The sequence below is a fragment of the Streptomyces sp. NPDC058045 genome (genome assembly GCF_042885635.1).
Classification (GTDB): domain Bacteria; phylum Actinomycetota; class Actinomycetes; order Streptomycetales; family Streptomycetaceae; genus Streptomyces.
Genome location: NZ_JBHVRR010000055.1, coordinates 19,103 through 31,939, shown reverse-complemented (window position 1 = coordinate 31,939; position 12,837 = coordinate 19,103). Strand labels below are relative to the sequence as shown.

Annotated in this window: 10 protein-coding genes and 1 pseudogene; 7 read left to right on the top strand and 4 right to left on the bottom strand. The window is 73.4% G+C overall.

Annotated features, from left to right (window positions below; translation table 11 throughout):
- Positions 1 to 445: pseudogene (locus tag ACFVST_RS25100) on the bottom strand (hypothetical protein); the annotation flags it as partial.
- Positions 446 to 552: 107 nt separating this feature from the next.
- On the opposite strand from ACFVST_RS25100, the gene ACFVST_RS25095 reads away from it, so the two are divergent.
- Together ACFVST_RS25095 and ACFVST_RS25090 are read left to right on the top strand one after the other, a co-directional pair.
- Positions 553 to 969 (top strand): nuclear transport factor 2 family protein, encoded by a 417-nt coding sequence (locus ACFVST_RS25095; RefSeq protein ID WP_390155834.1) that lies wholly within the window; start codon positions 553 to 555, stop codon positions 967 to 969.
- Positions 970 to 1,141: 172 nt separating this feature from the next.
- Positions 1,142 to 2,743, top strand: coding sequence for an alpha/beta hydrolase (locus ACFVST_RS25090; protein ID WP_390155833.1), 1,602 nt, complete (start codon positions 1,142 to 1,144; stop codon positions 2,741 to 2,743).
- Between the two features lie 83 nt (positions 2,744 to 2,826).
- Here ACFVST_RS25090 and ACFVST_RS25085 read toward each other — a convergent pair whose 3' ends face one another.
- Entirely contained in the window at positions 2,827 to 3,867 is a 1,041-nt protein-coding gene (locus ACFVST_RS25085) for an NAD-dependent epimerase/dehydratase family protein (RefSeq protein WP_390155832.1), read from the bottom strand.
- A gap of 93 nt (positions 3,868 to 3,960) precedes the next feature.
- A complete protein-coding gene (locus ACFVST_RS25080; protein ID WP_390155831.1) occupies positions 3,961 to 4,692 on the bottom strand; it encodes a lysophospholipid acyltransferase family protein in 732 nt (243 codons plus the stop codon).
- A 169-nt stretch (positions 4,693 to 4,861) separates the two neighbouring features.
- Between ACFVST_RS25080 and ACFVST_RS25075 the strand changes: the two genes are divergently transcribed.
- The 4 genes from ACFVST_RS25075 to ACFVST_RS25060 all read left to right on the top strand — a co-directional run bounded on the left by ACFVST_RS25075 (position 4,862) and on the right by ACFVST_RS25060 (position 10,945).
- Positions 4,862 to 5,797, top strand: a complete 936-nt coding sequence (locus ACFVST_RS25075) for a diiron oxygenase (RefSeq protein ID WP_390155830.1) — start codon at positions 4,862 to 4,864, stop codon at positions 5,795 to 5,797.
- Between the two features lie 31 nt (positions 5,798 to 5,828).
- Positions 5,829 to 7,511 carry an FAD-dependent oxidoreductase gene (locus tag ACFVST_RS25070; protein ID WP_390155829.1) on the top strand — a complete coding sequence of 561 codons (1,683 nt, stop codon included), beginning with the start codon at positions 5,829 to 5,831 and terminating at the stop codon, positions 7,509 to 7,511.
- Between the two features lie 100 nt (positions 7,512 to 7,611).
- Positions 7,612 to 9,738, top strand: coding sequence for a SpoIIE family protein phosphatase (locus tag ACFVST_RS25065; RefSeq protein ID WP_390155828.1), 2,127 nt, complete (start codon positions 7,612 to 7,614; stop codon positions 9,736 to 9,738).
- 217 nt (positions 9,739 to 9,955) lie between these two features.
- Positions 9,956 to 10,945 carry a DUF3800 domain-containing protein gene (locus ACFVST_RS25060; protein ID WP_390155838.1) on the top strand — a complete coding sequence of 330 codons (990 nt, stop codon included), beginning with the start codon at positions 9,956 to 9,958 and terminating at the stop codon, positions 10,943 to 10,945.
- A gap of 169 nt (positions 10,946 to 11,114) precedes the next feature.
- Here the strand turns inward: ACFVST_RS25060 and ACFVST_RS25055 are convergent, their stop codons facing one another.
- Positions 11,115 to 11,483: a 4'-phosphopantetheinyl transferase family protein gene (locus ACFVST_RS25055; protein ID WP_390155827.1), complete on the bottom strand. Its 369-nt coding sequence runs from the start codon at positions 11,481 to 11,483 to the stop codon at positions 11,115 to 11,117.
- Between the two features lie 282 nt (positions 11,484 to 11,765).
- Here ACFVST_RS25055 and ACFVST_RS25050 point away from each other — a divergent pair, with 282 nt between their 5' ends.
- The gene (locus tag ACFVST_RS25050; RefSeq protein WP_390155826.1) at positions 11,766 to 12,800 is read left to right on the top strand and encodes a lactonase family protein; all 1,035 of its coding nucleotides are present in this window, start codon (positions 11,766 to 11,768) and stop codon (positions 12,798 to 12,800) included.
- Positions 12,801 to 12,837 lie beyond the last annotated feature (37 nt).

Sequence of the window (12,837 nt, the reverse complement as noted above, 5' to 3'; positions counted from 1 at the left end):
GGGTCTGGTGCGTGCTCTCGGTGCGCCGGCCAAGCGCCCTCGTACTGGACGTACTTGGGTGTTTGGCCGGTGCAGCGAGAGTGCGTGCCAGGGCCCGTGACGCCACGGAGATCCAAACGACACGGCCTAGGGGGGAGAGCCGCACCTCCAGGCAGGCGATGCGCTCGCCCCGCAGCCGCACCGCCCCGGACGCCGGTGCGGCGACGAAGCTTCCGTGCTGCCGCCGGCCGGCCGCCGCCTCCACGGCGAGCGGTCCGGCGCCGAACTCCACGACCAGCGTGACACCGGGATGCGGGACCACCGGCACTTCCACCGGCCCGATGCTCCGTCCCCGGAACCCGGCCATGGCGACACCGTCGGCGGCGAAGGCCCGCGGTGGCCTGGCGACCTCCCACGCCGCATCCCGGGTCGCCGTAACGCCGCGGCCCCGCACGGTGGTTGGCATGGACCCAGGCTAGGCGGCGTCATAGGAAGGGGTAGCCGCGATGGATCGGAGAGTGGGCGGAACATTCGTCCAAGACGTCCGTGGCGAGTGCCGGTCAGAGTGGGGTCATGACCGAAGCCGTACTTCAGAACGCCTTCCGGGTGCTGGCCGGTGGTGACCGGGCGGAGATCGCCGCGGTGTTCACCGAGGACGCCGAGTGGCTCTCGCCGCCCGGGAACGCCACCAGCGTCGCCCTGGACGCGCCGCACCACATGATCGGGAGGGACGCCATCGCGCACTTCTTCGCCGACGACTTTCCCCGCCTGTTCGCGCGGGACCTCGCCGTCGTCTTCAACCACCTTCATTCCGGGGGCGGTTGGGGGCTCGCGGAGGCCAACGTCGCGGCGGTGCTCGCGGACGGCGGCCGCTATGACGTCGACCACTGCTTCGTCTTCGAACTCCGGGGCGGCCTGATCCACCGGGTACGCGAATACGCGGACACGGCTCGCGCGCACCGGATGGTCCTCGGCACGCCCCACCGCTGAGCCCGAACCGGCCTCGGCGGGGCATCCCGGGGTCACGCCGCTCAGAAGGCTGGGCTATCCGCTTATCGGATTGGCAAAGAACCCTCTGGACATCTGTTCACAGGCTCTCCACAGCAGACAGGATCCCGTACCGAACGACGTAACCGTCGAACCGACGTACGGGAGGCCCCACTTGAGCAGGACTGGACGCGCGGGTAGAGGGGTGCTGCTGGGCTCTGCCGGCACGCTCGCCGCGGGCACGCTGATAGTCGGCGCGCTCGCCGCACCGGTGGCGAGCGCACAGGACAGCCGCGGACCGCACCTGGACAAGGAGGCACGCGGTGCCGCCATCGCCGCGGCCGCCGCGGAGAAGCAGGGCATCAACTGGCAGAAGTGCGCCGCCGACTGGGGCCTCCCCGACGGCATCGAGTGCGGCTGGGTCACGGTGCCCGTCGACTACGCCAAGCCGCACGGCAAGCAGATCAAGCTCGCGGTGGACCGGGCGGTGAGCACCGGCACGGCCGAGGAGCGCCAGGGCTCGCTCATCTACAACCCGGGCGGTCCCGGCGGATCGGGGCTGCGCTTCCCGACCCGTGTCACCAACAAGAACCCGCTGTGGCAGAAGACGTCGAAGGCCTATGACTTCGTCGGTTTCGAGCCGCGCGGGGTGGGCCACTCCGCGCCCATCTCCTGTGTGGACCCACAGGAGTTCGTCAAGGCGCCGAAGGCCGACCCGGTGCCGGACAGCGAGGCCGACAAGCTGGCGCAGCGCAAGCTCGCGGCCGAGTACGCCGACGGTTGCGCCGAGCGCAGCGGCGACATGCTGCCGCATATGACCACCCCGAACACCGCGCGCGACCTGGACGTCATCCGGGCCGCCGTCGGCGACAAGAAGCTCAACTACCTGGGTGTCTCCTACGGCACCTACCTGGGCGCGGTCTACGGCACCCTCTTCCCGGACCACGTCCGCCGGATGCTGGTGGACAGCGTGGTCAACCCGTCCCGCCAGAAGGTCTGGTACCAGGCCAACCTGGACCAGGACGTCGCTTTCCAGGTCCGCTGGGACGACTGGACGACCTGGGTCGCGCAGCGCGATGACACCTTCCACCTGGGCGCCACCAAGGCCGAGGTGCAGGCCGGTTGGGAGAAGCTGCGGGCCACCGCGAAGAAGAGCCCGCTGGGTGGTGTCGTCGGCCCCAACGAGCTGATCTCCTTCTTCCAGAGCGCCCCCTACTACGACTCGGCGTGGGTGCCGACCGCGCAGGTGTGGAGCAAGTACGCCGCCGGTGACACCCAGGCGCTGATCGACGCCGCCTCGCCCGATCCGTCCGACACCAAGGGCAACGCCAGCGAGGAGAACGGCAACGCGGTGTACACCGCCGTGGAGTGCGCCGACGCCAAGTGGCCCACCAACTGGCGCACCTGGGACCGGGACAACACCCGGCTGCACCGCGACAACCCGTTTATGACCTGGGCCAACGCCTGGATGAACCTGCCCTGCGCCACCTGGTCCGGCAAGCAGCACAACCCGGTCGAGGTGGGCACCGGCAAGGGGCTGCCGACCGTGCTGATGGTGCAGTCCACCCATGACGCCGCCACCCCGTACCCGGGCGCCGTCGAGCTGCACAAGCGCTTCAAGGGCTCCCGGCTCATCACCGAGAAGGATGCCGGCTCGCACGGTGTGACCGGTCTGGTCAACCCGTGCATCAACGACCGCGTGGACACCTATCTGCTCACCGGCAAGGTGGACGACAAGGACGTGACCTGCACCCCGCACGCCACCCCGAAGCCGTAACTCCCGCCTGACGGGCATCGGTTGACGCCTCCCCGGCCGCGCCACCTCCGCGGCCGGGGAGGTGGCGCCGTCTTCGGGCAGCGTCAGCGGTCGATCAGCCAGGCGTCCTCCGCGGCGTAGTCGAAGAGGTCGAACCAGGTGTCGTAATTCCGTGCCAGGGTGGGGAACGCACGTCGCCAGTCCGGTACTTCGGCCAGCCGCCCGCTGAGCCAGGCCACCGTCTCGGGCACCGCCTCCCGGTAGGTCGCCACCGGCCGGTAGCCCAACTCCCGTTCCGCCGTGGACGGGTCGTACACCACCGGGCGGGCGGTGGACCAGGGGGTGAGGCCGACCGGGGGAGCGGTGGGCTCGCCGGGCACCAGTACCGTCTCCGCCGTCACCCCCATCGCCGCGTCGATGGCGGCCGCGATCTCGGCCACCGTGGGGGCCTGCGGATCGGCGGCGTTCAGTATCCGGGTGCCCGGGCGGGCGGCGGCCAGTCTGATCAGCTCGGCGACATTGCGGGCGCTCACCGGATGGAAGCGGCTCTCCCCGCCGTACGCCAGCACCCGGCGCCGGCGGCCGTCCAGATTCCGCTTCACGAAGAAGAGCTCCCGCGGTGTTCTGCAATGCGGCCCGTACACCGCGCCGGCCCGCAGCAGGGTGGACGGCAGCCGCCGGCCCGCCGCCACCAACTCCCGTTCCAGCGCCACCTTCCGCGTCCCATAGGTGCTCTCGCCGGGGGCCACCGTCGGCTGGGTCTCCGGCAGTGGCACCGGGTAGGCGGGGAAGCCGTCCGGCTCGTCCTGGGTGTCGAAGCTGCGGCCCTCGCCGTCCGCGTAGACGGCGCCGCTGGACACCACCACCGCGGAGCCGATGCGGTCGCCGTGCCGGAGCAACTGGCGGGCGTGCCGGGCGTCGAACGCCACCAGGTCGACGACCACCTCGAAGCCGTCGGACAGCAGCTCGTCCAGCGGCCCGTCCTCGTCCCGGTCCAGGCGTACCGTGCGCACCTTTTCAGGCCAGGACGGGTCCCGGCCGCCGCTGCGGGAGGCCGCCGTCACCCGCCAGCCGTCCCCGGCCAGCGCCGCCACCGCGGGCCGCCCCAACTGTCCTGCCGCGCCGATCACCAGTGCATTCGTCATGCTCCGAAGCTAGGCGGACGGGCCGTCAGCAAGCCAGCGAATCGGCCGTCAGCAGATCCGCCGCCGACCGGGAACCCGGACCGGTGTCCGCCCTCAACTCAGCGGCAGCCGCGGGAAACCGCGCCCCGAGGCCCTCTCCCCGCGCTCCGCGGCCTCCTCCGCCTTCACCTCGGCCGCGTACCGGTCGACGTACTCCTGTCCGGAGAGTTCGAGGATCTCGTACATGATCTGGTCGGTGACGGCGCGCAGGATCGCCTTCTCGTTCTCCATCCCGTCGTAGCGGGAGAAGTCCAGCGGTTCGCCGAAGCGGATGGTGATGCGGTGCGGGCGGGGGAGGCGGCGGCCGGGCGGCTGCGCCTCGAAGCTGCCGATCATCGCGCACGGCACCACCGGCACCCCGGCCCGCAGCGCCATCGCGGCCACCCCGACCTTGCCCTTGTAGAGCCGTCCGTCGTGGGAGCGGGTGCCCTCCGGGTAGATACCGAGCAACTCGTCACGGGACAGCACCCCGAGGCCCTCCCGGATCGCGGCCTGCCCCGCCTCCCGGCCGGAGCGGTCCACCGGGATCTGGCCGATGCTGCGGAAGAACGCCGCGGTCAGCCGCCCCTTGACGCCACGTCCGGTGAAGTACTCGGCCTTCGCCAGGAAGGTGATGCGCCGCCGCAGCATCGCCGGCATCAGGAAGTGGTCGGCGAACGACAGGTGGTTGCCCGCGACGATGGCGGGACCCGTTTCCGGAATCCGGTCGAGCCCCTCGATCCGCGGCCGGAACAGCAGCCTCAACAGCGGGCCCAGCACTACGTACTTGAGCAACTGGTAGAACACGATCTCTCTCCCCGTATCCGGACGACACCGAGACGGTACGTCCCCGGCGGCGCCCGCAAAATGCTACCGGGGGGTAGTCGTCGCTCCGAGGCTTGTTATACGGTCCGTCTAACAAGGGGTTCGCGCACCCCGACGCACCGGACCGTCCCGAGCCGAGGAGAGCCGCACCATGGGCAGCAGCACCGTTCGGTCCCAGGACCGGCACCCGTCGGAAGAGCCACAGCACGAGCACCAGCAGCGGAGCGTGGCCGCCCGCCTGCTCGGCTCGGCCGCCCGGCTCCAGTACGACCCGGCCACCGAGGTGGACTGGGACACCCCCCTCGACAAGCGCTTCCACGGCGCCAGCCCCGAGTGGAGCACCCTCTACGGCACCGCCTACTGGGGGGAGTTGACCGAGGAGCAGCGCACCGAGCTCACCCGCCAGGAAGCCGCCTCGGTGGCCAGTACCGGCATCTGGTTCGAGATGATCCTCCAGCAGATGCTGCTGCGGGACTGGTACGCCAAGGACCCCACCGACCCCCGCTTCCAGTGGGCGCTGACCGAGGTCGCCGACGAGTGCCGGCACTCCATCATGTTCGCCCGCGGCGCCGCCAAACTCGGCGCCCCGCCCTACCGCCCGCACCGCGCCGCCGTCGAACTCGGCCGCGCCTTCAAGACCTTGGCCTTCGGCGAGGCCGCCTACGCCGCCATCCTCGTCGCCGAGGAGGTCCTCGACGTGATGCAGCGGGACTGGATGCGCGACGAGCGGGTGGTGCCCTTCGTGCGCACCATCAACAACATCCATGTGGTGGAGGAGTCCCGGCACATGAAGTTCGCCCGGGACGAGACCCGTAAGCACCTCGCCCGCGCCGGCCGCGCCCGCCGCCACTTCCACGCCCTGGTCATCGCCATCGCCGCCTGGGTCATCGTCGGCAGCATGGTCAACCCCCGGGTGTACGCCGAGGCCGGGCTCGACGTACGGCGGGCGCTCGCCGAGGCGCGGGCCAACGAGCACCACAAGTCGATGATGCGGGCGAGTTGTTCGGGCCTGATGGAGTTCCTCGCCTCCTGCGGACTCCTCACCCGCCCCGCGCTCGCCTTCTACCGGCGCGCCCACCTCATCTGACCCGCCTCCCGGACCCGAGTGAGCCCCGACCATGACCTACGCCATCACCCAGACCTGCTGCACCGACGCCGCCTGTGTCGCCGTCTGCCCGGTCAACTGCATCCACCCCACCCCGGAGGAACGCGCCTTCGGCAGCACGGAGATGCTGCACATCGACCCCCGCGCCTGCATCGACTGCGGGGCCTGCGCCGACGCCTGCCCGGCCGACGCCATCCACCCTGTGGACACCCTCCCCCTCACCGGCCCGCAGCACGCCTACGCCGACGTCAACGCCGCGTACTACGAGCGCCCGTACGCCGACGGCGGGGGAGTGGGCGGGGAGCGGGACACCGGGCCCAACTTCCACCACTGGGACGCGCCCCGCTTCACCCGCACCCTGCCCGCAGACTTCGGCCCGCTGCGCATCGCCGTCGTCGGCACCGGACCCGCCGGGATGTACGCCGCCGAGGACCTGCTGCTGCACACCGGCGCCGAGATCACCCTCATCGACCGGCTGCCCGTCGCGGGCGGCCTGGTCCGCCACGGCGTGGCACCCGACCACCCCGGCACCCGCAAGGTCGCCGACACCTTCGCCCGCTTCCACGCCCACCCCCGGGTCCGGCTCCATCTCGGCCTGGACATCGGCCGCGACCTCAGCCACGAGGAACTCGCCGCCCACCACCACGCCGTGGTCTACGCGGTCGGCGCGCACACCGACCGCCGCCTCGGCATCCCCGGCGAGGACCGCCCCGGCAGCCTGGCCGCCACCACCCTCGTCGCCTGGTACAACGCCCACCCCGAGACCGCCCCCGGCGCCGTCGTCCCGCACGGGGAGCGCGCCGTCGTCGTCGGCAACGGCAATGTCGCCCTGGACGCGGCCCGCATCCTCGCCGCGGAACCGGACACCCTGGCCGGCACCGACATCGCCGACCATGCCCTGGCCGCACTCCGCGCCGGCACCGTCCGCGAGGTCGTCCTGCTGGGCCGGCGCGGACCCGGGGACGCCGCCTGCACCCGCTCCGAACTCCTCGGCCTGCGCCATCTGCCGGGCGTGGAACTGCTGGTGGACGACCACGACCCGCGCACCGGCGCCGCCCTCGACGCGGCCGACCCGCACGACAAGGCCGCCCTCCTCGCCGACCTGCCGCGCACCACCGTCGACTGGTCCGCGCCGCCCGCCCCCGGCCGCCGTATCGTGCTGCGCTTCCACTCCGAGCCCACCGCCGCCCTCGGCCCCGGCCGGGACGGCGCCCTGCACTCGGTACGCACCACCGGGCCCGGTGGCGGCACCGAGATCACCGCCGGGCTGCTGGTGCGCGCCGTCGGCCACCGCGGCCGGGCCCTCGCCGGACTGCCCTTCGACGAGGCCACCGGCACCGTGCCGCACCAGGCGGGACGGGTCACCGGGCGGCCCGGCAGCTATGTCGTCGGCTGGATCAAACGCGGCCCCTCCGGCGGCATCGGCACCAACCGGGGCTGCGCCGCCGAAACCGTCGGCACCCTCCTCGCGGACGCCGTCGCCGGCACCCTCGCCGCCCCCGCGCACCCGCCCAGGGCCTTCGCCCGGCTCGCCCGATCCCGCACCCGGTACCTGGTGGACGCCCGGGGAATGGCCGCCATCGAACGCGCCGAGACCGAGGCCGGCCGCCGCGCCGGCCGCCCCCGCGTCCGGCTCGCCACCGTCCCCGATCTGGTAGCGGCCGCCCGCGGGAGCCGTCGCACACCCCGGCGGTGAGCCGGCGCGGCGGCGGCAGGTGTAGCGGCCGCGACCACGGGCACTTGGGAGGCCCGTGCCGGTGGCACGGGGGCTGGGCGAAGCCCGCTGAGAGGTGCCCATGGTCCGAGAACACCCGGCCGACCCGTGGCCGCCCGCAGCCACGGCGGCCACCGCCGGGACCGGTGCCGACCCGGTGGACCGCGCCCTGCTGCGGTTCCTCGCGGAGACCGGCGCCTCCGCGGGCTGCGTCTACGAGCTCGCCCCCGAGGAGCAACTCCTCTACCTCACCCTGGTCAGCGGCATCCCGGTGTCGTTCGTCGCCCCCTGGCAGCGCGTCGCCCTCACCTCCCAACTGCCCGTCGCGGACGCCCTGCGCCGCCGCCGCCTGGTCAGCAGCAGCAACCACGCCGACCTGGTACGGGACTATCCGCGGATCGCCGTCGCCACCCCGTACCCCTTCTCCACGGCCTCCGTCCCCCTGGAGGAGGGCGGGCGCTGCCACGGCGCCGCCATGCTGATGTGGCCGGTGCGCGAGGCACCCATGCCGGACGCGGAACGCGAGCACATCACCCGCGCCGCCCGCCGCCTCAGCGCCGTACTCCGCACCCGCGCCGGACCCGCCGGCTCCCCCCGCCGGGTACCGTTGCCGCGGCGCGTCGTCCCACCCGCACAGGGCGCCGCCGCCGTCGACTACCTGGAGCGGCTGCCGGGCGGCGCCCTCTCCCTCGACCTCGACGGCCGCACCGCCCTCGTCACCCAGGGCGCCGCGGAACTCCTCGCCACCCCCGCGGAACTGCTCCTCGGCCGACCCCCGTGGGAGGTGGTGCCGTGGCTGGACGACCCCGTCTTCGAGGACCGCTACCGGGGCGCCGTCATCAGCCGTGCCCTGACCTCGTTCACCGCCTGCCGCCCACCGGACACCTGGCTCTCCTTCCGGCTGGTGCCCGACGGCCGCGGCGTCAGCGTGTGGCTCACCCCCGCCGACGCCGACCCCGCCGGACTCGCCGCCATCCCCGGCGAACCCACCCCGATCCGCGCCGGGCAGATGTACCAGATGCTGCACCTCTCCGCGGCGCTCACCGAGACAGTCGGCCTCCGGGACGTCCTCAACCTCATCAGCGACGAACTCGCCCCGTCCTTCGGTGCCCAGGGCGTCGTCGTCTACCTCGCGGAGAACGGGCGGCTGCACAACATCGAGCACCGCGGCTACTCCGCCGAGGCCATCGAGCACTTCGAGGGCATGGCGCTGGACGACCCCCGCAGCCCCGCCGCCCACACCCTCAGCACCGGCCGGGCCGCCTTCTACGCCTCCCCGCAGGAAGTGGAGGTCGACTACCCGGGCCTCGACGTACCCCGCCGCACCGGAAAATCCGCCTGGGCGATCCTCCCGCTCATCATCAGCGGCGGTCCCGTCGGCGTCTGCGTCCTCTCCTATCTGCACCCCCGGGAGTTCTCCCCCGACGAGCGCCGCGTCCTCACCTCACTTGCCGGCATCCTCGCCCAGGCCATCGACCGGGCCCGCCTCTACGACACCAAGCAGGCCCTCGCCCACCACCTCCAGCAGGTCCTGCTGCCGCACAGCCTGCCCCCGGTCGACGGGCTCCGCGTCGCCGGCCGCTATCTGCCCTCCACCCGCGGCATGGAGATCGGCGGGGACTTCTACGACCTGCTCCGGCTCGACCAGGACACCGCGGCCGCCGTCATCGGCGACGTCCAGGGCCACAACGCGACCGCCGCCGCACTGATGGGCCAGATCCGCACTGCCGTCCATGTCACCGCCAAGGCCGGCGCCTCCCCGGCCGAGGTCCTGACCCGCACCAACCGCCTCCTCACCGACCTGGACACCGGCCTCTTCGCCAGTTGCCTCTACGTCGAGGTCGACCTGCGCGTCCACCGCGCCCGCCTCGCCTCCGCGGGCCACCCGCCGCCCCTGCTGCGCCACCCCGACGGCACCCCCGAGGTGCCCTACATCCCGCCCGGCCTCCTCCTCGGCCTCGACCCGGACACCCGCTACCGCAGCACCGAACTGCCGCTGCCGCCGCGCAGCGTCCTCGCCCTCTACACCGACGGCCTGCTCGAAGTACCGGGCGAGGACCTGGGGCAGGCCATCGAGGCGGCCGCCGCCCACCTGGCCCGCGCCCCGGAGGAGGGCCCCGGCGCCTACGCGGACAGCCTCCTCGGCTACGGCGGCGGCGCCCGCCAGCGCCAGGACGACATCGCTCTCCTCGTCCTCCAGACCGAGTGAGCCCGGCCGGACCGATCAGGCCCGGCGGCCTCCCGCTCGGAAAACCCGTACCGCCCCGCCCGCCGATCCCCGATCATGGCCCTGGGGAGGCAGTCCCCGGAGCCGAGGAGAGGATCCCGCGGTGACAGGCCAACCGGCGGCGGACGACGAGGTGGCACCCGGCACAGCCACTTACGGCAGCGCGGGTCACGCCGGCGGGCCGCCGCGCGAGACGGCGGTGCTCGACGGCACGGCACAGGGCGAGGCGGTACGGGGCGGCGCGCTGCGGGAGATCGCCTGCGACGAGTCCGGCTCCGACGGCGAGAACCTCATCGGCGGCAACACCGACGTCTTCGCCCACGCCGGAGTCCACCTCCCGGTCCCCGAGGCCGCCGCCCACATCCAGGAGATACGGGACCGGATCCGCTCACCCGCCGTCGAGTACAAGGCCAACCACCTGCTGCGGCAGAAGCACCGCCCGGTCCTGGTGTGGTTCCTCGGCCCCGACGGCCCGCTCACCGGTCACGCCCACGTTCACCTCACCGACAAATCGTTCCTGGTCGTCACCCGCATCGTGGAACTCCTCCTCACCGACGGCCCCGGCGAGGAGGCCCACCGCCTCGCCACCGACCTCCACCGCGCCGGCCCTGCCGCCCTAGGCCGCTCCCGGTGGCACCGCTTCCTGGAGCTCTCCGGCACCCTGCTCAGAACGCGCGATCCGCTCGACGGCACCGAACCGGTCGCCGCCTTCTTCGCCTTCCTCGACGCGCTCGCCCCGGCCCCCACCGGCCCCGTCGGCCAGACCCTCGCCCGGCTCGGTACCACCCGCGCCCGCGCCCACGCCCTGCGCACCGGAGTCCTCGACCGGGCCGGCACGGGCCCGGTCCTCGACCCGATGCTGCCCGCGGTGGCCCGCACCATCGCCTACTGGAGCGGCGACGGCCACCGCGTCGCCGTCGTCCACGACCAGCAGAACGCGCTCACCCCCGAACGCGTCGCCTGGCTCCGCGCCCACCTCAGCGGGCTCTCCGGAGTCCGCTTCGTCGACTCCCGCTCCGACCCCCGGGTGCAACTCGCCGACTTCCTCGCCGGAGTGGCCCGCCGCATCGCCTCCGACGAACTAGGCGGCCACGGCGACCGGGAACTCAGCATCCTCCTCCGCCCCTACGTCGACACCGCGTCCACCTGGGCCGACCCCCGAAGCTGGAGCCTGCTGGCCGGGCCCTGACACCGCCCCCGTCAGCCGGCCTGTGCCGCCGCCACCTCCACCGCCACCGCGACGCCCGGCCCCACCCGCACATCCGCCACCGTCCACCCGCCCGGGGAGGCGGCGCCCTCGGCCGAGGTGCCCAGGTAGTCCAGCGAAGGGGCCCGGCCGAGACCGGTACCGAGGCCCTTCAGCCGACCTCCTCCGCGGTACCCGGCGAGGGCACCGCCTCCACATCCACCCTCACCGGCCGATCCGCGAAGGCCAGCAGACCGAGACCACGGGTGTGCGACAGCGAGAACTGCACCTCCGTACCCCGCACCACCGGCCGCCCATGCGGCCCGCCGCAACACGGGCACACCGCCCGCTCCAGCACCAACTCGCCCGGAGCCACGCCCAGATACCCACCCAGCAGCATCCGCAGCCCGACATGCGCCACCCGGTAGGTGTCCCGATCCCCGGGCCGATGCACCGCAGCCACCCGCTCCCGCTCCTCCCGGTCCAACACCTCACCCCCGAGCCGCGCCGCCACCAGCCGCAAAGCCTGAGTACGAGCCACCCACAACCGGCGCCTCCGAGTCCCGCCCCCACCTACCGGGGAGCAATTCGGCGGGCACGGGGGCGGTCTTCATGCCGGGAGGGGTACCAGCGGCGTGAGCCCCACGACGGTACGGGCGCTCCGCGCGCTCGTCGCGCCCCTGCGGAGTCCCGCGCGCTCCCCGCTGGCCGGGGCATGATGCGACGTATGGACTGCTGGCGGGGCCCGTCCCGCTGCTACCGTCGGTCGCAGTGTGACCGAGCCGGAAACGGGACCCGGTGCCGAGAGGGGAAGCGGACAGTGGTGGCAGTCGACAGGCGGGCGTACATCGGATCGTTCACCGCGGCCGGCGGCCGGGGTATCACCACGGCCGCCGCCGACCGCGACACGGGGGCGCTCACTGTCCTCGGTGCCACCGCCGACCTGCCCGACCCGTCCTATCTGGCCGCCGCCCCCGGCGGTGGACTCCTCTACGCCGTCAGCGAGACCCCGGACGGTGCCGTCGCCGCCTTCCGCACCGGCGGCGACACCCTGGAGCAGACCGGCCCGCCGGTACCGGTACGCGGCGCGGGCCCCACCCACCTCACGGTGCACGGCGCCCATCTGATCACCGCCAACTACGGTTCCGGAGGCGTCACTTCCGTCCCCCTCCGGGCCGACGGCACCCCGGGCACCGACGTACACGTCCTCCTCCACCAGGGCTCGGGGCCGCACCCACAGCGCCAGCAGGGGCCGCACGCCCACCAGGTGCTGACCGACCCCTCGGGCCGCTGGCTGCTCAGTGTCGACCTCGGTACCGACTCGGTCCGCGTCTGCACCCTCGGCGCCTCCGGGGAACCGAAGGTGCACCGGGAGATCGCCCTCCGCCCCGGCTCGGGCCCCCGCCACCTCGCCTTCCACCCGCGCGGCGAGCACGCCTATGTACTCAACGAACTGACCCCGACGCTCACCGTGTGCCGCTGGGACGCCGAGCAGGGCGCTCTCCAGCCGCTGATCGAGGTGCCCGTCCTGCCCGGTCCGCCCGCCGGCGACGCCTACCCCTCGGAGGTCGTCGCCGCTCCCGACGGCCGCTTCCTGTGGACCGCCACCCGCGGCGCGGACGTCATCTCCGTGCTGTCGCTGGACGAGGGTGGCGGGATGGCCGCGCTGGAGGGCACCGTGCCGTGCGGCGGACGCTGGCCGCGCGACCTGGCCCTCGGCCCCACCGGCCGCCACCTCTACACGGCCAACGAGCACTCCGGCGACGTCACCTGGTTCGCCCTGGACACCGCCACCGGACTCCCGGCCCGCGCCGGATCCGTGCCCGTCCCGGCCGCGACCTGCGTCGTCTTCGCCTGAACTGCCTCTGCCGCTCGGCCCGTTGAACGCCCGAAGG

Coding starts and splice junctions, on each gene's coding strand:
- ACFVST_RS25095 (WP_390155834.1), top strand. CDS start 553: ATGACCGAAGCCGTACTTCAGAACGCCTTCCGGGTGCTGGCCGGTGGT.
- ACFVST_RS25085 (WP_390155832.1), bottom strand. CDS start 3,867: ATGACGAATGCACTGGTGATCGGCGCGGCAGGACAGTTGGGGCGGCCC.
- ACFVST_RS25075 (WP_390155830.1), top strand. CDS start 4,862: ATGGGCAGCAGCACCGTTCGGTCCCAGGACCGGCACCCGTCGGAAGAG.
- ACFVST_RS25070 (WP_390155829.1), top strand. CDS start 5,829: ATGACCTACGCCATCACCCAGACCTGCTGCACCGACGCCGCCTGTGTC.
- ACFVST_RS25065 (WP_390155828.1), top strand. CDS start 7,612: ATGGTCCGAGAACACCCGGCCGACCCGTGGCCGCCCGCAGCCACGGCG.